Annotated in this window: 24 protein-coding genes; 4 read left to right on the top strand and 20 right to left on the bottom strand. The window is 38.7% G+C overall.

The genetic code is table 11. The annotated features are described in order from the left end of the window. Positions 1–71: 71 nt before the first annotated feature. Entirely contained in the window at positions 72–854 is a 783-nt protein-coding gene (locus ACP6PM_RS31685) for an HMA2 domain-containing protein (RefSeq protein WP_426590846.1), read from the bottom strand. 1,613 nt (positions 855–2,467) lie between these two features. Here ACP6PM_RS31685 and ACP6PM_RS31690 point away from each other — a divergent pair. After that, positions 2,468–2,905 (top strand): NUDIX domain-containing protein, encoded by a 438-nt coding sequence (locus ACP6PM_RS31690; protein WP_426590847.1) that lies wholly within the window; start codon positions 2,468–2,470, stop codon positions 2,903–2,905. Positions 2,906–3,083: 178 nt separating this feature from the next. Here the strand turns inward: ACP6PM_RS31690 and ACP6PM_RS31695 are convergent, their stop codons facing one another. Beyond that, on the bottom strand, positions 3,084–3,278 hold the full coding sequence (locus ACP6PM_RS31695) for a zinc ribbon domain-containing protein (protein ID WP_426590848.1): 195 nt from the start codon (positions 3,276–3,278) through the stop codon (positions 3,084–3,086). 208 nt (positions 3,279–3,486) lie between these two features. Then, positions 3,487–4,182, bottom strand: a complete 696-nt coding sequence (locus ACP6PM_RS31700; protein WP_426590849.1) for a DJ-1/PfpI family protein — start codon at positions 4,180–4,182, stop codon at positions 3,487–3,489. Positions 4,183–4,692: 510 nt separating this feature from the next. Here ACP6PM_RS31700 and ACP6PM_RS31705 point away from each other — a divergent pair. The 3 genes from ACP6PM_RS31705 to ACP6PM_RS31715 all read left to right on the top strand — a co-directional run bounded on the left by ACP6PM_RS31705 (position 4,693) and on the right by ACP6PM_RS31715 (position 6,682). Then, positions 4,693–5,166 carry a GNAT family N-acetyltransferase gene (locus ACP6PM_RS31705; RefSeq protein WP_426590850.1) on the top strand — a complete coding sequence of 158 codons (474 nt, stop codon included), beginning with the start codon at positions 4,693–4,695 and terminating at the stop codon, positions 5,164–5,166. 28 nt (positions 5,167–5,194) lie between these two features. Further along, entirely contained in the window at positions 5,195–5,437 is a 243-nt protein-coding gene (locus ACP6PM_RS31710) for a TIGR02450 family Trp-rich protein (protein ID WP_293110744.1), read from the top strand. Between the two features lie 630 nt (positions 5,438–6,067). Beyond that, positions 6,068–6,682 (top strand): hypothetical protein, encoded by a 615-nt coding sequence (locus ACP6PM_RS31715; protein WP_426590851.1) that lies wholly within the window; start codon positions 6,068–6,070, stop codon positions 6,680–6,682. A 188-nt stretch (positions 6,683–6,870) separates the two neighbouring features. On the opposite strand, the gene ACP6PM_RS31720 is transcribed toward ACP6PM_RS31715, so the two are convergent. The 17 genes from ACP6PM_RS31720 to ACP6PM_RS31800 all read right to left on the bottom strand — a co-directional run bounded on the left by ACP6PM_RS31720 (position 6,871) and on the right by ACP6PM_RS31800 (position 23,234). After that, positions 6,871–7,362, bottom strand: a complete 492-nt coding sequence (locus ACP6PM_RS31720) for a transposase (RefSeq protein ID WP_426590852.1) — start codon at positions 7,360–7,362, stop codon at positions 6,871–6,873. 482 nt (positions 7,363–7,844) lie between these two features. Next, on the bottom strand, positions 7,845–8,204 hold the full coding sequence (locus tag ACP6PM_RS31725; RefSeq protein ID WP_426590853.1) for a hypothetical protein: 360 nt from the start codon (positions 8,202–8,204) through the stop codon (positions 7,845–7,847). A 47-nt stretch (positions 8,205–8,251) separates the two neighbouring features. Next, entirely contained in the window at positions 8,252–8,686 is a 435-nt protein-coding gene (locus ACP6PM_RS31730; protein WP_426590854.1) for a nitrogen fixation protein, read from the bottom strand. A gap of 49 nt (positions 8,687–8,735) precedes the next feature. Further along, positions 8,736–9,059 carry a hypothetical protein gene (locus ACP6PM_RS31735; RefSeq protein ID WP_293095516.1) on the bottom strand — a complete coding sequence of 108 codons (324 nt, stop codon included), beginning with the start codon at positions 9,057–9,059 and terminating at the stop codon, positions 8,736–8,738. 695 nt (positions 9,060–9,754) lie between these two features. After that, entirely contained in the window at positions 9,755–10,528 is a 774-nt protein-coding gene (locus tag ACP6PM_RS31740) for an SDR family NAD(P)-dependent oxidoreductase (protein ID WP_426590855.1), read from the bottom strand. After that, positions 10,528–11,571, bottom strand: a complete 1,044-nt coding sequence (locus tag ACP6PM_RS31745; RefSeq protein ID WP_426590856.1) for a hypothetical protein — start codon at positions 11,569–11,571, stop codon at positions 10,528–10,530. Before ACP6PM_RS31745 ends, ACP6PM_RS31740 begins: the two co-directional genes overlap by 1 nt. Before the next feature lie 68 nt (positions 11,572–11,639). Then, positions 11,640–12,380: a tetratricopeptide repeat protein gene (locus ACP6PM_RS31750; RefSeq protein ID WP_426590857.1), complete on the bottom strand. Its 741-nt coding sequence runs from the start codon at positions 12,378–12,380 to the stop codon at positions 11,640–11,642. 66 nt (positions 12,381–12,446) lie between these two features. Then, complete coding sequence (locus ACP6PM_RS31755) at positions 12,447–12,734, bottom strand: glycosyltransferase (RefSeq protein WP_426590858.1); 288 nt, start codon at positions 12,732–12,734, stop codon at positions 12,447–12,449. After that, positions 12,718–12,957 carry a tetratricopeptide repeat protein gene (locus ACP6PM_RS31760; protein WP_426590859.1) on the bottom strand — a complete coding sequence of 80 codons (240 nt, stop codon included), beginning with the start codon at positions 12,955–12,957 and terminating at the stop codon, positions 12,718–12,720. The genes ACP6PM_RS31755 and ACP6PM_RS31760 overlap by 17 nt, the downstream gene beginning before the upstream one ends. A 164-nt stretch (positions 12,958–13,121) precedes the next feature. Next, on the bottom strand, positions 13,122–13,349 hold the full coding sequence (locus ACP6PM_RS31765; protein WP_426590860.1) for a hypothetical protein: 228 nt from the start codon (positions 13,347–13,349) through the stop codon (positions 13,122–13,124). Between the two features lie 3 nt (positions 13,350–13,352). Beyond that, positions 13,353–14,390, bottom strand: a complete 1,038-nt coding sequence (locus ACP6PM_RS31770) for a cupin domain-containing protein (RefSeq protein WP_426590861.1) — start codon at positions 14,388–14,390, stop codon at positions 13,353–13,355. Between the two features lie 261 nt (positions 14,391–14,651). Beyond that, positions 14,652–16,619: a tetratricopeptide repeat protein gene (locus ACP6PM_RS31775; protein WP_426590862.1), complete on the bottom strand. Its 1,968-nt coding sequence runs from the start codon at positions 16,617–16,619 to the stop codon at positions 14,652–14,654. Between the two features lie 630 nt (positions 16,620–17,249). Next, the gene (locus tag ACP6PM_RS31780; protein WP_426590863.1) at positions 17,250–17,708 is read right to left on the bottom strand and encodes a Nif11-like leader peptide family RiPP precursor; all 459 of its coding nucleotides are present in this window, start codon (positions 17,706–17,708) and stop codon (positions 17,250–17,252) included. 67 nt (positions 17,709–17,775) lie between these two features. Continuing rightward, positions 17,776–20,676 (bottom strand): tetratricopeptide repeat protein, encoded by a 2,901-nt coding sequence (locus ACP6PM_RS31785; protein WP_426590864.1) that lies wholly within the window; start codon positions 20,674–20,676, stop codon positions 17,776–17,778. A 618-nt stretch (positions 20,677–21,294) separates the two neighbouring features. Continuing rightward, a complete protein-coding gene (locus ACP6PM_RS31790) occupies positions 21,295–22,149 on the bottom strand; it encodes a calcium-binding protein (RefSeq protein ID WP_426590865.1) in 855 nt (284 codons plus the stop codon). Between the two features lie 127 nt (positions 22,150–22,276). Beyond that, complete coding sequence (locus ACP6PM_RS31795) at positions 22,277–22,600, bottom strand: hypothetical protein (RefSeq protein WP_426590866.1); 324 nt, start codon at positions 22,598–22,600, stop codon at positions 22,277–22,279. Between the two features lie 334 nt (positions 22,601–22,934). Further along, the gene (locus ACP6PM_RS31800; RefSeq protein WP_426584290.1) at positions 22,935–23,234 is read right to left on the bottom strand and encodes a hypothetical protein; all 300 of its coding nucleotides are present in this window, start codon (positions 23,232–23,234) and stop codon (positions 22,935–22,937) included. Positions 23,235–23,416 lie beyond the last annotated feature (182 nt).

A 23,416-nucleotide genomic window follows, 5' to 3' on the forward strand; every position in this document is an offset into this window, starting at 1 on the left:
TAAATCTCCTTTTACCTACATTAAGTGATGAGTATTTCCAGTAATGCTTCTTTAAGTTATGCTACTTGAGTTTATTGTGAAGATACTGAAGTAGTTAAGTTAGCTTCTTCCACTAACTTAGCCAGGTGAGGAAGCATATCTAGATGAGGTTCATGGGCGATCACCACTGAAGCTGCTGAACGATTAATTAGGACATTTGTCACTCCATCAGTGTTTAAAATTAATTGTTCTAGTCTCTCGGCATACTCTACATCATTACCAACCTGCGGTACTCGCAACCTTACTCGTCCTAGGGTAGAATGAAGCACTTGAAATGATGGTCCAACAGTGGGAGTTAAATTTTTCTCTGTCGTTAAGTCCCCCGACTCTGGTTTTAGCTGTTCCATTACCCCTCTAGTCAACTTTGATGTTATTAGGGAAACTGGTAAACTTCGCCAACCAGAAATCCCCAACTTTTGGTTAACCAGCATACAGGCAGTCATAGGAATTAGAGAATTTATTAAATCTGCTGTAAATGTCGCCGTAGGATTTACAGGTTGTGATGATTTATTTTCTACTGCTTCTGTCGTCGGTGATATTAATGCGGGGGTGCGTTCATCAATGTTTAAATCCTTCAATATTTCCCACAACCGAGACAAAGACATAGTCCTGACATCGAAACTCAAAACTAAGCTACCCGTGCTATTATTTAGTTTCACCTCGTAGATACCTTCATGCTGCTGTAGTTGTTGAGCTATTGCTTTGAGGGTAGGAATATCAATATTTTTACTACAAGCCTTTAAACGGATACGCCCAGGAGTGTTATGTACTACTTGCATCGCTATATTTGTTTGTTCTGTAGTTACATTGGCCATTGCCCACCTCCCTGATGTCTAAAGAGCTAATTTAATCTGGATTTATAAGTACTAATTTATAGTTGCAAATTCCATGTTGAAACCAGGTTAAATGTTTTTGAATCTTTGAATCTATTTATATATTAATACTATTCATCCAAAAAAAGCAACCCTTGTTACAGTTATTAATATTTTGCTTATTAGAAAAAATTACTATTAATCTAGAAAACCTTGATTTAAAAGACTATTTTAAGGTTTAGAAGAGTAATATCAAATCAGAAAAATAATTCTCTACTTGATTAATCTATTGAATAGACTCAGATCTGCGAATTCCTTATATTTTGTAAGCATTCAGCCGTCAGCTATTCTTTTTGGGGCACGTTTAAAGGTTTATTGAGCCAGATATTAAATATTACTAAAAGTCGGCTGCCTTGATTTTAAAGTCTATTAAATTCATTTAATGTCCTTAAGCTCTAATTGCGCTCGTGCTGACTGCTAATAGCTGAATGCTTACTATATTTTTCTTTATTTTTAGCTAAGTATTTATTCTCAAACAACTTAAATAATATATCACATAAGAAATCTTAAACAATTGTCATTGCGACCAGGGAAGCAATCTCGAAAACCTGGGAATTGCTATCCTAGTGCTGCTAAAAAGTAATGCATCGAGTGTGTAATTCTGAGGTCTCCATTTCCATTTCCATTTCCATTTCCTTTTCCTTTTCCTTCAGAAACGCTACGCGAACAGAATGTAAGACAAACTCAAGACAATCAATACTTTTGATTGGTAAACCTTTTAGGATAGAGAAAAGAAAAAATTTTCCTTTTAGTCAATCTTCTTCTTAAAAAGAAAAGGTAATTGTTAATTGTTAATTGCTGAACCAAACTTGATTAAGTAATCTAAGAATCAGTATTTTAACTTAGATACCTTACTTAGTATTCTCAAAAATATTCATAAAAACTACCTCTTCTGAAGAGGGTTGGGTTAAGAGGTGATATAGCTGCCGCTAGGCTCCGCCAACCCTATTTTCTCACATTTATCAGAAAAAAGTCTTTACCTTGATCCCATACCCTATTAATCCCAAAATTCTAGCCAGTTTTCTTAATTTTATTTGGAATCCAGCTTAACACCATATAAATTAGTCCCAGGTAAATTGTAGCTGTCAGTAAAATGTAGAAGCAATCAAAGTTAGTCATTATGGCCACCCCCTAGCTGTAATTTTATTTTCACTCCCTACACTTTTATTATTACTTGAATTTAACATAGTGACATCCCTAAATTTGGTATATCAATAGGGTAAAAACTGGATTACCCATTTAGGTTAATTGGATGCAATTACGTATCTGTATCTGTATCCTCTAAAATTCAATATAAGCTAAATAATCAATATTAATTAGTGACTATGATCACGAGTTTTATTATTATAAATCATTTTTCATTTATTTTTTTATGATAGAATTTTTCTATATTATTAAGGCGATAAAATAAAATAAAAACTGATATTAACTATAAAAAAATATTATACTTTCTTCTTAGAGAAGTATAAGGTGAAAATTGGACATTAATATTCACAGGAGTATTCTCCTAATGTTTACTATGGAAAATAAATTGAGTTGAGAATTAATTGAGAAAAATGCAATCAGAAGTAAGATTAAGAGTAGCAGTATTAGGATTATTTGTGGCAGATGATCAAGTGCTGTTACTGCATCAAATGACAGACCCAGAACCTAATTGTTGGGACTTACCAGGAGGAGGTTTGCAACCAGAAGAGACATTAATGGAAGGATTAGCGCGGGAGATAAAAGAAGAAACAGGAATTACAAATTTTCAGGTAGAACAACTGCTGACAATAGCAGAGGAATTTTTTCCTGAAGGAGAAGGGAAGCTACTTCATACTTTAAATATTATTTATCAGTGCAGAGTGGAACCAAAACCAAGTAATCTCAGTAGTGACGATCCAGAAGTCGGACCTTTAGGAATTCAGTGGATAGCGATCGCTACTCTGACACCGGAAAAGTGTTCAAACAGAGCGTGGGAAGCATTGCAAGTAGCAGGTTTAGTGTCAACTTGACATACTCCTGGCGTTGTACTTAGGCGACAACGCGGGATTATTCGGCCAGGGAAACCCTAACCGCAGTTTTGACAGAGGTGATGTCCTCCCCCTGTGTTGATAATAATCCAATTTTCTGTATCAGAAGTGCTGAGTGATAGTCACGGTCTAGCTCCTGACTACACTTAGGACATGAATGCTAGCGCTGTGACAAAGTCTCTAAGAGTTTGTTCAAACATTGCCAACAATATTGAGATGTGCTTTTGGGGTCTACTTTGATAACTCGTTTACCTAGTTTCCAGGCTACATACTCTAAAACTTCAAGAAATTGATAAGTTGCTGCATGCTGTAGAGACTTATTCAAACCTGACTTAGCTAACTGACCATTAGGCAAGAATTAACCGTTATCTCCTAATTTGGCTTTGCAGCATCGCATTAGGTTTGGTATCTGTAAATCTTCCAAGGTTTTGAATGTTTTTGTTTCTTAGTCAATCTTGCCTGAAGTTTAGACAAACGAACCACAGGTATAAAGCCTGGCTTTCATCCCGACGCTCCCCTTTGGGAGAGCGCGGGAGTTCCCACCAGGTGAAGTAAAAAAAAATTCAAACATCAAATCCCATTGCTAAAGCAGTTTTTATAGTTGCTGCCAAAGATGCTTCTAATATTGGTTTCCCTAAATCTTTCACTTGTTCAACTAAAGCTGCTCCTGCTACTTCTGGGGAACCAGCATCAAAAGGTGGTGCAGGGTTGTATTCCAACAACAATTGAATTGTTTTAGCCATTTCTTCCCCACAAAGCTGACTCGCAACCGCCAGTCCAAAATCAATACCAGCAGTTACTCCACCCCCAGTAATTCGGTTTCGGTCAATAACAACTCGTTGTGTTCCTACTTCAACTCCTAGCATTGCTAACTGGTCGCGAAAAGCCCAATGGCAAGCAGCTCGGTAGCCTTGTAGTAATCCAGCAGCAGCTAATATTAGAGAACCGGTACAAACTGATGTAACAAACTTGGCTGTTTTTCCTTGGTCTCGTAAAAATTGTAAAACCTCCTCATCCTGCATCATTTCAATTTGACCTGGACCTCCAGGAATACAAAGAACATCTAAATTTGGACATTGCTCGAAAGTGAGAGTAGGCAAAATTGTCAAACCATTAGCACTGCGAACAGGTTCTAAGTTTTTCCAAAGTATTAGTACCTGAGCATTGGGAATAAATGAGAACACTTGAAAAGGTCCAGTTATATCAAGTTGAGTCATATTTGGATAGATAACTAAACCAATCTGATATTGCTGAGTCATATCTGTTATATTTAATGTATATTTTTGAGGTTAACAAAACTAGCTTATTCTAACAGTTAATTTGAGGTTAGTATCCAAGTAGGTACTTTTAACTAAAAATGTATAGTAATCCGCGCATAGGTTGCGGGTAATCAAAAAGTAGATAAAAAAACTGAAACTCGTACCTGTTCCCAGTTAAGTGTTCCCTAAAAGCGGTAAGATTTTTATACACATGAGGTTAGTATCCAAGTAGGTACTTTTAACTAAAAATGTATAGCAATCCGCGCATAGGTTGCGGGTAATCAAAAAGTAGATAAAAAAACCGAAACTCTCACCTGTTCCCAGTTAAGTGTTCCCTCTCTTGGTGCGCGTTCCCTTGCGTCTGTCGCCGACGCGGGGTCGCACCGCTGTTCCCTAAAAGCGGTAAGATTTTTATACACAAATATACAGGGGATTGCTATAGTAGGATATAAGCCCAAAGTTAAATTCCTACAATAATAAGCTTGGGAACTAAAATTATCGAAAGTTTCAATGGGAAAAAATATTAATATTAGACGAGCAAACCCACAAGAAAATTATCTAATTGCCAAACATCTTTATCTAATGTGGCAAGATATTGGCGTTCCTGATGACTCTATTCAATCTAACTGGTTAGAAATCACAAAAGAATATATTGATAACGCTCGGCAGCAACTATTTTATCAAGCTTTTATTGCCGAGCTAAATAATACAATAGTTGGTTCAGTTAGCTGTCAAATATTCGCTGGTTTATATCCAAATATTATCAAGCCGGAATATCGAAAACAGGGTTATATTTGGGGAGTTTATGTTGAACGAGATTATCGCCGTCAAGGAATTGCTAAAAAATTAATGGAAGAAGCCATCGGTTACCTTAAGTCTCTTGGTTGTACTAAAGTTATTCTTCATGCTTCCCCTCAAGGCAAACCTCTATATTCTCATTTTGGCTTTGATGAAAATAATGAAATGGGGTTAGACTTGTCTTAGAATTATATTTCCTTCTTCCTTGTTAAAAATGCCAAAAAAACAAAAATTTCCTTATCTTCTTGGTTCTAAATGGACAGCCACTCAAAAAACTTGGGGATGGCGACATTTCCAAGTAGTAAATCGTAAAAATCAAGGTCAATGGGTATTTGCTGAAATGGTAGCATCCTGTGACTCAACTGTGAGATTTTGGCTAAATGCTAAACAACTAAAAGACCGCTCTCTTTGGCAACCAGGATGGCAATCAACGCAAGAGTTAGAACCTCTTGAATAATAAAAATGGATACCAGTTGATGAGATTGTTTCCTTTCACTCTGTTTAAGTCGCAATAACACTTCAACTCCTAATAAAAATAGATCCTAAACGAGATTGCTTCTTGTGACTCGATTCCACTCGCAATGACAGGATAAGTAGAACAGGTTTTCGTCTTGTAGTAATGTCCTAACTTTAATGCCTAATTATACTATAAGTTATAGTATGAAGTTTTCGACTTTACTCATATAAAATGTTCCTAGAAATTGATGAGATTGCTTTGTGTCACTCCGTTCCAGTCGCAATGATATAATATAGCAATCCGTGCATAGGTTGCGGTTCAATAATTAATAATTAATAATCAATAATTAATAATTAATAATTACCTCTCCTTGAAAACGGATAGGATTTACTAATCATGAAAATTTTTATTTATTATCCCCTTAAAAGGGGAGGCTTTAAACCAAAATTTTTCGGTAATCAAAAAGTAGATAAAAAACTGAAATTCCCACCTGTTAAGTGTTCCCTAAAAGCAGTAATATTTTTATACACAAATATACAGGGGATTGCTATACTATCTTTAAACTTGGAAATTTTATAGATATTCCTCGATAAACTCTACTAATTTTTTACTCAATAAAAATTCTTCAAAATGGATTATGAGCATTTAAAAAAGGCAATTAAATTATTAATAGAAGCCACCAAAAATTTAGAATATATTGTCAGTGAAAAATCAACAATTCGCGCAAATAATCAAACTGTTGAAACTGCTAAAGAAACTATCAAAAAAGCCATAGCAGAAATATCTGCTGCGGTAAATCCTCCAGTCACAAATCATATTCCTGATGAATTTTTAGCCAAAGCAGAAAGTTTAGGTATTCCCTTAAATGATATTGAAGTTATAGTTGCTATTTCTGAACATCATCCTAGTCAGTTAGCAGGTATATTAGCAGAAATTGAAAATCGGGCAGAAAATATTAGACGTAGACGAGAATATTTTCTGATCCGATTACCAGAAATGCCAATAGAAAAATTAGGTTCTCGACTACCAATTGTCAAAGCTACTGATTTGAATTGGCCAGAAAAACCGATTTCTAAAGAATATCGAGAGGAAATTAAAGCCAAATACAAAATTGATAAACTGATAAAAAAACGACTTGATTCTAGAACATCTATTTTTGCCAAAATTCAAGCTGCGGAGGAACATTTAGGTCCATCTCAACCAGGGGAAAATGATTCTGATTTCGATGAAGAAATCCCATTTTAACTGCTTCATAAAACCGATATAATACGAAATTCATAAAAACCCATATCGGCAACAGCCTTTGTAGGGGCGATTCGCGAATCGCCCCTACTTGTGATTTGCCATCATGCCTGATACATTTAAGTCTTCTATTACTATCTAGCTGTGTTTTTTAGCCAAGGTACGTAGTTAGCTTGTGCAATGTATCTTTTCTAATGTTGGCTCTGCATGCTATGTAGTTTAGCTATCTTGAGAGAAGCTCTTTTCCAATTGCTAGAGAACTTAGTTTTATGTCGGTTCAGATATTGCAACCGAGAAAGTTTTGCTTCTAACTTTCTATAAGACAATGCACCAACAAAAACCTCACCAGTGGATAACGTGGCTAGAGACTTTACTCCTAAATCTACTCCAACTACATCTACTAATTTCTCCGTAATTCGAGATGTGGCTTCTACTTTGAAACTAACAAACCATCTACGTGATACCCTACTAATAGTTACATATTTAGGAGATACGTTATCTGGTAAAACTTCATAAGTTTTAATCCATCCAATTCGGGGCAGTTTTATATGAAACACACCTACCGATATTGAGCCATCTAGAGTGAAACTATCATCTCTACCTTTCTTCTTGAATTTAGGCACTCCTGAAACTTTGGTGAATCTTCGTTTCCAAGCAACGGATAAATACCTCAAAGCATCCATACGGCCCTGTTTTACAAACTTAGTAAGGTTTTTTGCTGGTTATTTGGGTGCAGTTCAGCCCGTGAATCCAAGTAACATAAATATAGATAATTCAGAGATTATCATAGATTATAGCCAACAGTTACTAGCCCAGCGACTGGAACGAAGTCGAAGGAAGTAATCCCAAGGTTTTATAAATTGCTTCATTTGAATCGCAATGACAACTATTCAACCGGATTCTATAATCATTGACATCCTCCCGACGCTGCTAATTGAGACAGCGCGGGATTCCCATCCATCATTCAAACAGCACAGAGCTGAACAAATGACTCAGAGCGGGTTGACACATCATTGGAATCTGCTGGCTTGCCAGTAGCCACGCTTCCTCCGTGTCCGTTTAATTGTCTCCAAGTGCCCCTCGGCGACTTCAATAAAAATCTCCGATAATCTAGCTGAAACTACTATAAAAAGGTTGTTAAATCCTAATTTCCCGAGAGGTCTAATTAGCAATAAATCGGACCACCGTTTTCATGCAAAGCTTTTGTGTAAGGTCCACCACCGTTTTCAAACAAAGCTCTAGTGATAACAGGAGGCTTAGGAGGCTTAGGAGGCTCAGGTGGCATGGGGATAGGCTTAGGCCAAGGATGACCCCCGGTTTCACTTCCTGGACAAGGAGCAGAGATGCACACTATGTCCGGGCCCCCTTCTTCACCTATAGCCAAAGTAGTAAGAACAGGCCCCTCATCTGTTCCCTTTCCACCTGTGATTTGGGCTGCTTCTTCATCTGTTAACTGTTCTTCAATGTCTAGATTTAGGTCTTCTAGGTCAGAAATATTGAGAGAAAAAGGATGATTCAGATTCATAAAAAACTCCTAATTTTTATTAGTACAGGAATATATCTAGTCCGCAATTAGACAGCAGGATCTGCTGCCTGACGTACTTTCTTTGAGGGAGCGTAGTCATCTGTGATGACTTGCGGACATCGCCTACAGGCTGCTTTGCCTTCTTGCTGCCACCAACGACAATTTCGGCGAATAGAACAGGGTGGTAAATCTTCTGTTACCACAGGCAATTTCTCCACAACTCGCATTGCTAAACTGCAGTCCTTGCCATTAAAATGCTGACAGCCAGATTCTATGCAGGATGTCGCGGTTCTAAAAATCTCCCCTGGGGTAACTGGGCTAGCCTTTGCCATCAGTTCTTCTGTCATGGGTAGGGGCTGCTTAAGATAAGCTATTCGGGGTTCCGTCGCTGTTCCACCGACTACGCCGAAAACAACACCATTCACTGATTCTGGTCTAGCACTAGGGCAAAGGGTAGTTCGTTGATCAGTAATATCTTCCATGAATTTAGTCTCCACCAAAATAGTATTTTTGACACTTGAAGACTAAAAACTAAGCAAGTTTTTGTGCATAAGCAAGTTTTTCTTGATCTTCTGGTACTGCAATTAGCCCAACTATAATTGGAGGGCAAAAAGGCTTAATAGGAGGCTTAATAGGATAGCACACAGGCTCAATTGGCTTAATTGGATAACAAATCGGCTTGAAGCCTGCTATTACAGGTTTTTGTGGTGCTAAACTCAGACCACCCCCAATACTTTGGGCTTCATCATCGGATAAAGTTTCTACTAATCCTCTTCGTGCTACCGCATTGTCAATTGCATTATCAATTAGGTCATTAATTTCTAATTTACGGTTAGACTTTTTGCTTTCTTGCATTTTTATTTTCCTCCGAATTGTTAACTACTTTTTGTCTATGGAAATAGAACTAGAATTAGAAAGAAATTTTTAAGAACCGCGAGAACTAGAATCAGATTAGCTATAACTTGATACTGTTCCATAATCGTTCCTTCAAGAATGACGGTATCGAGCAGGGTAACAACACACGCAGTCTCTAGCACAAAATTCTCAGGCGGAACAACCGGACTGAGTTCAATTTGAGCGCTTCAAACAACTTTGTTTTGTTTGACTCTTTTAATATAACCAGAATAATTAGGGAGATGTTGCCAATTTGGCAAATAAATCTGCCAAAAATAGACTAAATTTTATCGGGTTTTTGAAGGCATGAAAAGCTAGTTATATCAAATCCGGTTGAATACTTATTATATGGTTGGGGGAGATGGGGAGATGGGGAGATGGGGAGATGGGGAGGTGGTTCTATTCAAGGCTTGAAGTAATTTATAGAATTATCAACATATATTATATAACCGGATTCTATATTAATTCTCAAAAAAGCAGCTATTTGGAAGTTAGAAGCATTGATACCTTTTAGGTCTATATCTTCTAATAACAGTCTTTTTTATAGATTTTTGGCTTTGACTTTTGATTTTTTAAATTGAGTGAAGTAGAATTGAGACTAATTTTTTCTAAGAAATCAGTCTCAATTTCAGTGCTTTTCGGCATTGTGCCATTTTTTATCCCCTACCGGCAGCAAGATAACCACCGTCTACAGGCAATATTGCACCTGTGATGAACAAAGCTTCATTTGACGCTAGAAATGCTACAGCAGCAGCAAATTCCTCAGGTTTACCAATCCGATTCATAGGATGCATTTCACATACAGTATTATAGGTTGTCGGATCGCTGAGCCATTGTTTTGTAAGCGGTGTGGTTATAACACCCGGACAAATACAATTTACTCGGATGTTTTCATGAGCATGGGCAACTGCCATGTGTCTTGTTAGATTGATCACTCCACCCTTAGCTGACTGGAATGCCATTCCTTGAGGCGAACCCCTCATTCCTCCAATAGAGGATACATGAATTATAGCACCACCACCGACTTCCCGCATTTGGGGAATAGAAAACTTGGAGCTTAAATATGCTCCTTTGAGGTCTGTGTTGATGACTTTCTCCCAAACTTCCACTGATGTATCTACAACGGTTTCACCTCCACCATGAATTCCGGCACTGGTAACAAGCACATCTAGACGACCAAACTCATTGACAACTTGCTCTACCATATGCTTGCAATCGGGCTCTTGTGTCACATCGCATTTAATATCAATTGCCTTACTACCCAAAGATTCAATTTCCTGGCGCACCTTATGGGTCATTTCCGCTCTACGTCCAGCTACGCCAATGGCAGCTCCCTCCTGAGCTAATCGAATTGCGGCGGCTTCTCCTAAACCACTGCCTCCGCCTGTAATCAGTGCAACTTGACCTTCAAAACGTCTAGATAGCTTCATTACTTTTCAACCAGTTCCTTTATCTTAATGTCAAGCGCTCTCACATGAATATTAGACCACTCTGTTGGCATTCCCCAATATTGAAATAGACCAAAACTAGCTTGGGTAATTCTCGGGAATTTCCCATCGAGGTGTTTGTTATACTCTTGACACACCCAAAGATTTGGTTCGGGGTTACCTTTCTTCCAAATGCGAAACCGTCCACAATTGACTCCCTCATCCATAATTACTTGATGCCTGACACTGTAGGTGACCTCAGCCCGGATTGGAAGTTTGAGTTCCTTTTCAGTCTTAATCACCCATGAATCTTCCTTATCGTATAGGCAGTCCCCCCAAGCCATCCAAATCTGAGCCTTTCCTTGATTATCAAGTGTCGCCAGCCCTGCGGTGGAATAACCAGGCTTAATGCCCAGATCTGGGGACTGTTCTATATGTCCGGCAAAAAAGTCGCTTAATCCCAGGAAGCACCAACTATTTTGATTACTGGCAAACTTCACATCATACGTAGCTTCCTGACTGCCATAAGGAGAACCGAGTAGTAGGAGAATATCAGAACCGACTGGCGCCCGCGAACAAATCGCATTTCTTTCGCGATTGATATCAAAGTTACCATCCACAATTTGGGCAATTTCTTGAATGCTATTATAACTGCTCAAATTGTGCAAATTTAGGGGGAGAGGTAAGGGATGAGAATTCCAGTGAAATTCAGCATCCAACACCTCAACTTCTCCCTCCCCATCTTCGATTTTAATGCTGATACTATTCCACCCTTCCTGAAGTGCTGGGCTATCAATGGGTATTTCAATATTGAAGTGACCCGGTAGATCTTTCAATCGCAGCACTGATGGGGTTCTAGTTCCCCAGGGATACTGAGGTTCTCCTAACTCCGGTTCTGGTTCTACATAAAAATGTATTGGCGAGCCACCGTTTAGCAGGTACACTGAACGCACTATAGGCAGCTTGGCATCTGTCTTTCCCTGAATATTAATATCATTGTGTCGCCAACGAAATTGTTGCCGGTTGCCCTGTAGTAGTTGAATCATAAATTCTGTAAGTCTTTTAAGTTTATAGATAAAGTGACATATTGATTTAGTATTTAGTCTGATATTTACTAAAGTAGTCCTTGGTAGATAATGATAAAATCACGGAGTTCAACATCATTAGGATTCAACTCCAAAGCTCTTTGATAACAACTTAGCGCATCCTCAAACTGTCTCTGTTGTTGGAGTGCTACCCCCAAGTTGTAATGAGCACTAGCTAAAGTTGGCTGTAGGACTATAGCTTGTTGATAGCAAGCAATGGCATTCTTCAAATTACCTGCTTTTTTCTGAGTCATGCCCAAATCATTGTTCAAACCTGCGTAGTGTGCTTGTTTTTCTGCTGGGAGTTTTCCTTGGGTATGAAGTGCGTTAGCCAAATTCACATCAGCTTCAGTACAATCGGGTTGAATTTTCAAGGCTTTTTCATAGCAGGCGATCGCCTCATCCCAAAGCCCTTGTTGTTGGAATGTATAGCCGAGGTTGTTATAAACTGCTAACGAGTCTGGTTGCAGGGCTAAGACTTCCTTATAAGCTAACTCTGCTTCTTTTAACTTACCTTGAGCTTGATACAAATTCCCTAAACTAAACCAAGCCTTGGCAGACTTTGGCTGAACCTGGACAGCTAGATTAAACAATTTTTCAGCAGACTGGTACTGACCTACTTGTTTTGCCAGCATTCCTAACCCATATAATGCGTCTGGGTGGTGAGGCTGTTTTTCTAGAATCTTATTATAAACTTCATTAGCTTCGGCTAAACGATTGGCTCTATGGTATTGAAACGCAAGCTGTAGGCTTTCTGAAAGTGTTGGCATGGGAACTCTCCTTTTTTTATTTTTAGATCGACCAAATACAAATCGGATTCATCAAAATAGGAACATTCAATTACAAAGAGTTTCGTATAACTGCAAAGTTTGATCGGCACCTTGTTCCCATGTAAAATACTCAAAAGCACGTTGTCGTCCAGCTCTACCCATGGCAGCGATCGGCAACCTTTCTGCTTGTTGGTACTCTCCTTTTTGCTGTGACAGCGTGGATAAGCCATGTAATACATCTGGGTGAGTGGGTTGGTGTTCGAGAAGTTGACGATATAGCTGCTCTGCTTCTAGTAGATTATTGGCTCGATGTTGTTGAACAGCAAATTGCAGTACTTCAGTAAAAGTTGTCATATTCAATCTCCTTTTTAGGATGGACGCTCAGGATTAGATTCAACAACTTTTCTGCTTGTTGGTACTCTCCTTTTTGCTGTGACAGCCTGCATAAGCCATGTAATACATCTGGGTGAGTGGGTTGGTGTTCGAGAAATTGACGATATAGCTGTTCAGCTTGCAGCAAATTATTAGCTCGATGTTGTTGAACAGCAAGTTGCAGTACTTCAGTAAAAGTTGCCATCTTGAATCCCTTTTTATATATATTTTTGCCTTTAATTTTTAATTTTTTAAATGGAGTGAATTCTGCTGCTTTGAAATTCACTCATGGCAGATAATTAACTGTGGCTAAAAGCATAGGTACTATTACTATTTTCCTTTGCTTTGAAATTCACTCATGGCAGATAATTAACTGTGGCTAAAAGCATAGGTACTATTACTGTTTTCCTGTACCCCTGGCATTTCCTGACTTAGACTTGTTTTTTCTTCTTCCCTAATTTCCTCTTGATAGGAATCCTCAACAAGTATGCCTTCTTTAACCAAACCTGCCAACAGGGGCAATATGTGTGTATCTAAGTCGCATTCCGGCAGCCAATCGGCAACATCTCTTATTGTGAAAGCTTCCTGGCTAAACACTTTTTACACTAAAGTTTCTATAACTTTGGGTGGCAAGTCTTTGAATTTCAACTCCTTTCGAGGAGTTCGTAACAGGTAACCCTTCTCACCAAGCGGTTCTATATTTACTTTTTGGAACTTGGGCTGTCTCAAAACAGTGTCAAGTTCTTGCTCAAAGAAGTTAAATCCAGCTTGACTAGGTAGGGATATTTCTGGGGCACGAGTTATGACCTTAGGTTTAAACTCAGCATATTTCTCAGCTAGGTTCTCCTTTTCTCGATCTATTACGCTTGCTAAGGAATCAAATAAATGCTCTACGTGTGCTTTAATCTCATGGTTATTTCCATCGGATATCAAGGGCAAATTTTTTCGCCAAGCTTCATCTATTTGAAGATTTTGTAATAGCCACTCAAAGGCATCTCGCCCTGTGAAGCAACGGATACCTAAGGTAATATGTAATGAAGGTTTTTCGCGGGCGATCGCGTAATGCCAATGACCTCGAGGAATGTAGAGCAAATCACCAGGCTTGAGGACACAGTTGATGTAGGGCGATTCTTCCGGTGGTTTTTGATACTCTGATGTTTCCTCTCTGTAAGGATACTTAAAGGTATCCTCGAACACAAACCATTCCTTTGGCCCATCAATTTGCAGAATAAAGACTTCGTGGGTGTCGTAATGGGCTTTGAATCCTTGGTTAGAAGGCCAGGAACAGTATATATTGGCATGGATAGCACTATGCCCCGTTTCCTGCTGTATTCCCCAAATGAGGTCAGCTAGGATTGGAACTTGATCGTGGACATGGCTAATCACTAAACTCGCCCCTTCTTGGCATCGCTTAACCCACTCTTGAGGATTGGAGGAAGGCAAGTCTTTGTGATCTAGAACAAAACGTAGGTCAGGCTTATGGAAGTTCAGCAAATCATTGAGTTGCTTCCAGGAAAACAAATGCTGAAACTTATTGGGTTGCTCGGCAGGGATTAATATCCCCCGTTTAGTCCAGTTTTCGGATAAGAATTGCTCGAGGGAGTAAGGCTGTAAGATTTTCGTTAAGTTTCTCATCATAATTAGCTAAATCCTAACTTATTTATATATTTATGGTTTTAACTTTTGATTTTTTAAAAGAGTGAGTGATTTATCCAAGTGGACAGAATTTATACTACTTTCTAGGACTCATGGCGAAATACCGGAGTCAGGAGGTCTAGTATCATAGAATAGGGGAATAAAGATAGAAAAATGTCCCCATCTCCCTATTTCTCCCTCTATTTTTAATTATAGACCCAAATGGGTTCTATAAAAATTAGAAGTTTTTAGCTGAACATGAGATTACGGATAAGCGAAGTAAAAATTATCTATATTCTCACTATTGGTATTCTTATTGTTATCGTTATCCTTAGAGGGGTCAGAAATTAACTTATAAGCGATCGCATTTCGCAGAGGAACCATTTTTTCTGTAGCTAGTAAAGAGAATAAAATTTCTAATGCTTCCGGAGAACTATCAATTTTCAGAGCTTCTTGGAGCAGACGAAATGCACCAGTGAGATTGCCTGCTTGCAGAGGAATTGCCAATTCTGATAGACAGTAATTAAAGTAACGGCGACGAGATTTAGCCGTAATCTCGGCACGATGCTCGGTGGGAAGATAACTCTCTGAAATTTCGATTCCCAGGCGGTAGTATTCTCCTTGTGCTCCAGCTAAGAAAACTTCGCTGGACATATTGTTAGAATGCTGGCGGTAACGGGCAAGAATTTCTGGTTCACACCACCAATCATAGAAAGAAGCAATACGCTTGTATAGTTCCCAGTCGGGAGTATAAAGGTTAATGAGGTCATAAGCTCCCAGGTGTTCGTGGGCTGACCGACGAATTACCGTTGCACAGGGATTTAAGGGATTATAAACACCAATTCGTTGCAGCCAAGTTTTATTGATACCCCTTTCCATTCCCCCGTGCTTTTGGGTAAAAATCACTTGTCTTTTCTCATCAATATTTTCATAACCTGTAAAAGCTGCTCCCACAGAATCAGAGCATCCTTCTAGACCTGACTTGAGCCGGGAATAATAACCAGGAAGTACAGATTCATCCTCTGGCATTAAATGAATCCACTCACCCCGACTGAGGGCAATTCCCCGATTAAAGTTACGCCGTGGACCAATGTTTTCTGAATTGAGATAGTAACGGACTATACCACCGCCAATGGCATTCACTAATTCAAATAGAGGAGGATCGCTGGCATTGTCCATCACCAGAATTTCCATTTCCTCTTCCCCTTGCCATTGAGCTAATACACTTGCAAGACATTCCAACATAAAGTCTTTGCGGTTATATAGGGGAATAATTACAGAAAAAAAAGGTCGTTTATTGTCACTAGCTGGTACGGGAGGAATCGCCGGGAATTGATAATCACCAACGGTTACTTCTCCTAGTTCTAGCTCTGGCGAAGCATATTTTTCGGGAACAAACTCTGAAATTTCCTGGCTTTCTATGGCAGCAGCATAGTGAGGATTAATGAGCTTTAAACCTTGTCGATATGCGGCAGCAGCTTCTTTTAATTGGTGTTGTGTTTGGTAAATGAGTCCCAAACACATATAAGCTTCTCCATAGTTAGGGTTGATTTGCAAGGCTGTTTGTAAGGAATCTATCCCTGCTTCTAATTCTCCTTTTGCTTGTAATACCACACCCAAGTGATAATGAGCTTCCACAAAATCGGCTTGCAGGTTAATGGCTTGGCGATAGTAAGCGATCGCATTTTGCCAATCCCTTGCTTGCTCCCGTTCGCCCCCTAATTTGTGATTTAGTTGTGCATAGTGGAGTTGCTTGTCTGGGGATAGTTTACCTTGAACTTGAAGGGTGTTACCCCAGTTGACATCCGCTTCGGTACAATTGGGATCAATCTCTAGAGCCTTTTGATAGCTGGCGATCGCCTCATCAAATTTGCCTTGTTGTTGTAGTGTGTAGCCCAGATTATTATATAGTGGTGCTACTTCTGGCTCCAGGGTAATGGCTTGTTGGTAAGCTGATTCTGCTTCTGAGAACTGACCTTGAGCCTGACGCAGATTGCCTAAACTAAACCAAGCCTTAAGTAACTCAGGTTGTACAGAAACGGCTTTACAAAGTAACTTTTCTGCTACCTGGGGCTTACCAACTTGCTGGCACAGCATACCTAACCCATATAATGCCTCCGGATGTTGAGGCTGCTCTTTGAGAACCTGAAGATAACTCTGTTCTGCTTCGTTAAAAAGCTTGGCTTGATGATATTGAACTGCAAGTTGGAGGGTTTGAGAATCTGTTGTCATTTTCAATCTCTAAGAATGTAATTAAGTAATATATTATATCATGTCCGGAAAAGAGGGACCAGGGAGCAGGGAGCAGGGAGCAGGGAGAAAGAATTGATAATTTATACGAGATAATTGATTTAATTTTTGATTATCGGAGATGTCTATTAAAGTTTTCTAAACGAGAGTGTTTAAATCCTCTTGATCATTTCAAATGTATTACCTCCATTGGTGAATTTGACTTGACTTAAGTTAAAGGGTGTTATTAAATACTTTTAATCTTGATGCTCAAATCAATATCTGATATAGAATCCGGTTATATAATATATGTTGATAATTCTATAAATTACTTCAAGCCTTGAATAGAACCACCTCCCCATCTCCCCATCTCCCCCAACCATATAATAAGTATTCAACCGGATTTGATATGATTTTTATGCTATCTTCTTTACTAAAAAATTTCCGCTTTTATCTAGAGATTGGTTGGCTTTCAAAAGCACTTTCAAGTAGGTTAATTGACTATTCCAAGCTGAACGCGGAAGCAGGGGTAGGGAAGTCCTTGGACTCTGACTTTCGGCACTACCCGCTCTCGCAAGCCTCCCTCTGCATGGACAAGTGTTAGGTTTCACGGTCGTTCTACCCAACCTATAATTAGATAAGTTCTGGTGGCTTGATGACACCATACATCGGCTGCATATCGATGGGTGGACCAATGACGATACCATACATCGGCTGGGGATCTGGATATGGAAGAGGTTCTGGCTCAGGTTTTGGATATTCATCTTCAGGCGGTTCAATCACTATCCCGTACATTGGTTGAAAAATTGGATATTTTGGGAATATTTTCTTCCACCCAAAATCTTTCCTCCACCCACCAACGGCACTCACTAATTCGTCTTCGCTGAGTTCGTGAAACTCACCTGATTCTTTTAAGTCCAAGATTTGGATGGTGGCTGTTTCAAATTCTTCTTGAGAAAAGTTATAACCACTATCTGTCATTACTTTTTTCACTTCTTCGACTTTTTCACTCATCAATTGAGTGCGGAAAGATTCGTCTTTGACTACTCTGATGAGGAAGTCTTTGACTTTCTCTAAAATTTCTAGGGACATGGTATTGTTTCCTCCTTGAATATCACTTTAACTTTTAATAGTTGTCAGTTATCAATTATCAGTTTTATCACCTGGATTCGCTCGCCATCAAAACTTCTTTTGGCTGATAACCTGCTTCAACCTCCTTGAACTTCTGCTGACTTTCATAAATCTCTTCTAAACTCGTGTAAGCTTCCCCATAGTTGGGATTCAGTTTTAAGGCTTTTTGAAAGTAAATCTCAGCATTTTTTAGATCCCCTGCTTTTTTCCGACCAAGACCCAATTGGTGATTTAATTCTGCATAATAAACTTGTTTGTCTGGGGAGAGTTTATTTTGGGTATAGAGTGCATTTCCTAAATTCACTTCCGCTTCAAGGCAGTTTGGCTGTAGTTCCAAAGCTTTTTGATAGCAGTTTATCGCTTCTTCCCATTTACTTTGTTGTTGCAAAGTGTAGCCCAGATTGTTATAAATTGAAACAGCATCTGGTCGCAGAGCAATGGCTTTTTTGTACGCCTCTTCTGCTGCTGGTAACTGTCCTTGAAGTTGATGCAGATTACCCAAAGTAAACCAAACCTTGACCGAGTCTGGCTGAACTTGTGCAGCAGCATCCAAGAATTTTTCAGCTTCTTTTAATTCGCCTTGCTGCTGCGCTACCATACCTAAACCGTATAAAGCATCTGGATGGTTGGGCTGCATTGACAAAACCTGACGGTAAGCTGGTTCTGCTTGCTCTAGGTGATTTTCTCTATGTGCTTGGGTTGCTATCCGTAAAGTTTCAGCAACGGTAGCCATTGCTGACTTCCTTGGTTTCCCGACAGCATTCAGTAAAAATTCCTCTAAAGCTCGGATTGTTTCCAAGTCGTTATATAATTTATGCTTGTTCTTGGCAATTAACTCAGATATGTATTGACGATATTCAGCATCTCTCCCCAGACGGACAGCAATTTGTACATATTCTTCCTTAGTAGATGCAATTGTCTCTTCAATCCCCATCATCTTCAGAATTGCCATGGAATGCCGTCCCCGCATCATTTCTTGGGGATAGGTTACAATGGGTACATTGAAGTTAGTCGATTCCATCGCCGTGTTATTTCCCGACCAACCAATGTTATCCAGGAAGACATCTGCAATTGCTGTAACTCCAGCAAAAGCACTAGAATTTAAGCGGGGTAAAAAGATGCAGTAGTCTTGGTAATTAAGGCCGAATTGATCAAAAGCATGGTTTAAACGCTGCCGAAAAACTTCCGTTACATCTTCACTTTCGTGTTGGATAAAGACAAATTTGCATTTATCTAAATCCTGAGCAATTCTGGGAAAGACATCATCATGTTGTGGTAGATATTTGAATAAGGATTGGCAACTCCAGAACATAATTTCGTCTTCTGCAATACCAATATCCTTTTTGCTTGTTGGTTTTGGTTCAACTGGTAAAAGTGTGTAATGAACTGCTAGATTCGGTAGTCTGACCAATTTCTCGGTATAATGTTCTTGAGCATTTTCTGGTTCCATTAAGTCACTACTCAAGTGATAATCAATGGTTGGTAGTCCACTTGTTTCTGGGTGTCCCCCAAAGACAACTTGAATGGGAGCTAGTTTTAGGCATCCCAACTGTACTGTTGCAGGGTCCATGCCAAATTCAGGGAAAATCAGGAGGTGTAATTTATCTTGTTGAATGATATCAGCCCATTTTTCCACTGGTAGAGGACCTTGGATAAATTTGTCAAATGCTTTTGCAGCTTTGGCAGTCTCTTCATCCCTTATATAGTTGGTATGATATCCAAATAATTCAAACTCACTCCGATTCAGGTTTTCTACCCAACCTTTCATGGGAATTTTCCAAACCGAATGCTTGTAAAAGAATCTAGAAACAAAACCAATGCGAATCTTTTCATTCCCTCGTAAATTTGGCAGAGGAATATCTTGACTCCATTGGGGATAGCTATTCGACATTATCTGAACAAGCATTTCCCCATAGGTTTGCTGTAAATCTCGGTCATTTAAGCCTTGATAAGCTAGGAAGAAAGGCTGTAATGTTCCGACAAATTCCACTGCTTTTTCTAGTTGTTGAGAACTTGCTGTTTGATAACTTTGAGCTAATCCCTGGAGGTGCTGTTTATATTTATTTCGCTGAATATTTATTTCTGCATCACTAGAATATATAATTGGTAATTGATTAATCGCTATTCCAAATTTAGCTGGGGCATAATCAGGATTTATTTTTAAAGCTTTTTGATATGTTTCTATTGTTTCCTCTAACTTACCTTGGTCTGAATATATACTTGCTAAGTTAAAATAAGTATCAGTAGCATTAGAGTCAGGTAGAAATTTTAATGCTTGTTGATAGGATTCTGCTGCTGCTTCTAGTTCACCTTTTTTATCCAACGCATTACCCAATTGGTGATGAGCAATACCATAGTCAGGTTTAATTTTTATAGCTTGCTGATAAGATTCTATGGCTGCTTTTAATTTGCCCTGTTTTAGAAAAATATTACCCAAGTTATAATGGGCTTGAGCAAAGTCAGGTTTAATTTTTATAGCTTGCTGATAAGATTCTATGGCTGCTTTTAATTTGCCCTGTTGTCGAAAAACATTAGCTAAATTATCATAAGCTTCAGCAATTTCAGGTTGAATTTTTAAAGCTTGCTGATAAGATTCTACGGCTGCTTCTAACTTGCCCTGTTGTCGAAAAACATTACCTAAATTATAATAAGCTTCAGCATAGTTAGGTTTGAGTTGTAAACTCTGTTGGTAATGGTCTACTGCTGCATCTAACTTGCCTTTTTGCTCAAATATATTTGCCAAATTACCAATTATTATTGGGCGATATTCTTTTTCTAAATCTTCTTGCTTATCTATACATTCCGGGTGAATTTGTAATATCTGTTTGTATAGTGATTCAGCTTCATCCAATTCACCAGACTGATGTTTTTGCACCGCTATTTGGATGAGGGATTTAATATTAGATTCTGAAAATTCTTTTTTATTCATGGCTATATCAGCATATTTATCTTGTGATACCGTTTTTATGGTGGGAGCAAATCGTAAACAAAATCTTTGCCTACCCCAGAAACTTTCGTTATGGCATAAATCTAGCACCTGGATTAAAAACCGGTTTTATTGCAAATATTTTAGCTTCAAGACCTTGATTTTTCCTTTATAAACCCGGTTTTTTTGGTTTTGTTGATAATGGTGCAAGATATGACACGGAGCATCTACTAGCGTGTCGTCATTTATTTTTTACTTACTTATTACCCACATTCCGCAGATCTCAATATATCTTTATATCTCTTTACACTTGCAAAATTCTTCAAACGATAAAAGGTTCTTACAGAGATTGCGATCGCTAATTTTCCTAGTTTTATGAGAATTTTAGTAATAAATATTTACATTCAAGGATTTTACACCTAATAGCTGAAACACTTATTGGCTAAGACTTACAAGCAAAATATAAATTTTACTTATCAATTAAATGTTAAGAAGTGCGGAATGTGGGTTATTAAACTGACAACAAGTAACTCTGGATTTTAAAGGCTCTAAGCCTTTAAAATCCAGGATTTTTATTTATAATCATTAACCTGTTGGCATTCCCTCCCAAACCGGAAGGTCTTAAATCACCACGACTCCCTGCCCCTGGGTTAAATCTACTCCTATTACAGAAGCTATCAAATCTGCACTTCCATCAGGGAATAAAGCATAAATATCTGTACCGTCACCTTGGCTAGGATCGATAACTCCATCACCGTTGGCGTCAAAGAAAAGTAGTCCATGACTCACAGATGGGCTTAAATCGAGACCATCCACACCTAGCTCGAAGTCCAAAATATTTACAAAGTCAGCAAAGCCAGCGGTGGCATAAAAAGGGCCATTGTTATCACCAAGCACGTATTGATCCGGAGCACCATCGGAGACGGGAAAACCATTAGCATCAACGGTACCACCAATTAGGATATCTTGCTGAAGATTTCCTCCTGTCTGCTCCCCACCAGCTCCTATAAGGATGTCAGCACCTGTACCTCCAACGAGAAGATCATTGTCGGGACCTCCACTTAGTTGGTCGTCACCGTCTCCCCCATCGATCTGGTCATCGCCAGCCCCCCCATTCAAGATGTCATTGCCATCCCCCCCGCTTAGGAAGTCATCACCAGACTTCCCAGTCACTAGGTCATCCCCGTTTTGCCCAAAAAGATCGTCATCTCCGAAACCCCCATCTATGAGGTCATCCCCGTCACCTCCAAGAATCTCGTCATCGCCAAAACGTCCAAAAAGTCTGTCGTTACCACCAAGCCCATCTAGAACAGTATTACCGAAAGTCGAGCCAAAAAGAACGTCTCGTCTATCCGTTCCAGTTTGCGAACCGCCTTGAAGCTCTTCTGCTTTGGCCTTAATAGCTTCTACTCTTGCCTCAATTTCGACTCTTTTAGACTGAATTGTCTCTATAATTTCTTGTATCTCAACAGTCATTTTGTCCACCTCTTAAAGTAAAGTTATTTTTGGGATAGGGTAAATATTTTATTCTTCATCAAAGAAGAACCAACAATAAACAGCTTTAATATTGCAATTCTAATAATTAAGAACAGCAATATTAAAGCTAAAAATAAGATGTCATATGACCCCTGATAGAATTACTATTACTAGTCATTTTTACTTCCACAGTAATTTGTGTGTTATGGTCTTGAGTGGAGAATTGACGATGATATATATAATCACCATTATTTTCTCTAGATTCTTGAGCCACAGACTCTTGTTTTTCCTCTGAAAAGTATTTTGTTAAAGTAGGTGCATAAACGTGTAAACGTTCGTATAAGAAATCCCTGAAATTATTAAAGTTACTAGAGTAGAAGAACCCACCCTGGACTTCAATATCACTAATAGTTTCATCAAAAGATAGGTCACTAATTTTTAATTTTCTCATAACTAATCTGCTGGCTATTTAGACAATGTTCATTAAATGAATATTAAATCCAGACGTAGGGTTGGTTAGGTGGCAATACTTATACTGACTCACCCAACCCAACTCTTAACTATGCGTTGGAAACAATTAATATTAAGCACTATACCTGTCTTAATCTTTGCTTGGCAAACATTCTCTTATTGAAAGCTAAAAGCTTTGAATAAGCTTCCAGAGAATTTTATCACCTTTCCAAAAGTTGGTGATGAAATTGTGAGTTTGCCATCACCAAACTAGATTAACTTGAGTTGCACTTCCTAGAAATAGGAGGTTGCCTGAGTTTGACTAGAACTATGACCTAGTTAGTGAAGGAGCTAGCGTTAACGAAGGACTCAGATACATACTCTTCAGTTTGAGTACCAAAGATGATGCTGGTGAATGTGTTGTTACCTTGAGCATCAGAAGAACCTAGTACTTCAGCGCCATTTCCAGATAAGCCACTTAAGTTAAGCTTAACAGTCTTCTTGAATGTTTCGTTAACGTCAACGTTAGCATCAACATCTTTGTCTAATTTGAACTTGCTGTTGATGTTGATTCCTTGTCCACCAAATACTTCAGTTTCAGCAGATTCTAAGTAGTTTAATTCAGAAATAATCATTGTGTTTCTCCTTATTTGTTTTTGAAATTTTCAAACAACTTTGCTTTGTTTGACATTTTTAATATAACTGGAATCATCCGGGAATGGTTGCCATTTTGGCAGATGTCTTTGAAGAAAATTACCGGGTTTTCATACCTACGCACAAATTGCTTAATTCCTCAAAAAGAATTAAGCAATTTTGA

This window comes from Dapis brunnea BLCC-M229 (genome assembly GCF_050015995.1).
In the GTDB taxonomy this organism is placed as follows: domain Bacteria; phylum Cyanobacteriota; class Cyanobacteriia; order Cyanobacteriales; family Microcoleaceae; genus Trichodesmium.

What these genes read in the sequence shown, in the direction of transcription:
- ACP6PM_RS31690 (WP_426590847.1), top strand. Translation starts at nt 2,468, where the DNA reads ATGCAATCAGAAGTAAGATTAAGAGTAGCAGTATTAGGATTATTTGTG.
- ACP6PM_RS31705 (WP_426590850.1), top strand. Translation starts at nt 4,693, where the DNA reads ATGGGAAAAAATATTAATATTAGACGAGCAAACCCACAAGAAAATTAT.
- ACP6PM_RS31740 (WP_426590855.1), bottom strand. Translation starts at nt 10,528, where the DNA reads ATGAAGCTATCTAGACGTTTTGAAGGTCAAGTTGCACTGATTACAGGC.
- ACP6PM_RS31685 (WP_426590846.1), bottom strand. Translation starts at nt 854, where the DNA reads ATGGCCAATGTAACTACAGAACAAACAAATATAGCGATGCAAGTAGTA.
- ACP6PM_RS31725 (WP_426590853.1), bottom strand. Translation starts at nt 8,204, where the DNA reads ATGAATCTGAATCATCCTTTTTCTCTCAATATTTCTGACCTAGAAGAC.
- ACP6PM_RS31720 (WP_426590852.1), bottom strand. Translation starts at nt 7,362, where the DNA reads ATGGATGCTTTGAGGTATTTATCCGTTGCTTGGAAACGAAGATTCACC.
- ACP6PM_RS31770 (WP_426590861.1), bottom strand. Translation starts at nt 14,390, where the DNA reads ATGATGAGAAACTTAACGAAAATCTTACAGCCTTACTCCCTCGAGCAA.
- ACP6PM_RS31715 (WP_426590851.1), top strand. Translation starts at nt 6,068, where the DNA reads ATGGATTATGAGCATTTAAAAAAGGCAATTAAATTATTAATAGAAGCC.
- ACP6PM_RS31700 (WP_426590849.1), bottom strand. Translation starts at nt 4,182, where the DNA reads ATGACTCAGCAATATCAGATTGGTTTAGTTATCTATCCAAATATGACT.
- ACP6PM_RS31795 (WP_426590866.1), bottom strand. Translation starts at nt 22,600, where the DNA reads ATGAGAAAATTAAAAATTAGTGACCTATCTTTTGATGAAACTATTAGT.
- ACP6PM_RS31735 (WP_293095516.1), bottom strand. Translation starts at nt 9,059, where the DNA reads ATGCAAGAAAGCAAAAAGTCTAACCGTAAATTAGAAATTAATGACCTA.
- ACP6PM_RS31755 (WP_426590858.1), bottom strand. Translation starts at nt 12,734, where the DNA reads ATGACAACTTTTACTGAAGTACTGCAATTTGCTGTTCAACAACATCGA.
- ACP6PM_RS31780 (WP_426590863.1), bottom strand. Translation starts at nt 17,708, where the DNA reads ATGTCCCTAGAAATTTTAGAGAAAGTCAAAGACTTCCTCATCAGAGTA.
- ACP6PM_RS31760 (WP_426590859.1), bottom strand. Translation starts at nt 12,957, where the DNA reads ATGGCAACTTTTACTGAAGTACTGCAACTTGCTGTTCAACAACATCGA.
- ACP6PM_RS31775 (WP_426590862.1), bottom strand. Translation starts at nt 16,619, where the DNA reads ATGACAACAGATTCTCAAACCCTCCAACTTGCAGTTCAATATCATCAA.
- ACP6PM_RS31785 (WP_426590864.1), bottom strand. Translation starts at nt 20,676, where the DNA reads ATGAATAAAAAAGAATTTTCAGAATCTAATATTAAATCCCTCATCCAA.
- ACP6PM_RS31745 (WP_426590856.1), bottom strand. Translation starts at nt 11,571, where the DNA reads ATGATTCAACTACTACAGGGCAACCGGCAACAATTTCGTTGGCGACAC.
- ACP6PM_RS31730 (WP_426590854.1), bottom strand. Translation starts at nt 8,686, where the DNA reads ATGGAAGATATTACTGATCAACGAACTACCCTTTGCCCTAGTGCTAGA.
- ACP6PM_RS31750 (WP_426590857.1), bottom strand. Translation starts at nt 12,380, where the DNA reads ATGCCAACACTTTCAGAAAGCCTACAGCTTGCGTTTCAATACCATAGA.
- ACP6PM_RS31800 (WP_426584290.1), bottom strand. Translation starts at nt 23,234, where the DNA reads ATGATTATTTCTGAATTAAACTACTTAGAATCTGCTGAAACTGAAGTA.
- ACP6PM_RS31710 (WP_293110744.1), top strand. Translation starts at nt 5,195, where the DNA reads ATGCCAAAAAAACAAAAATTTCCTTATCTTCTTGGTTCTAAATGGACA.
- ACP6PM_RS31790 (WP_426590865.1), bottom strand. Translation starts at nt 22,149, where the DNA reads ATGACTGTTGAGATACAAGAAATTATAGAGACAATTCAGTCTAAAAGA.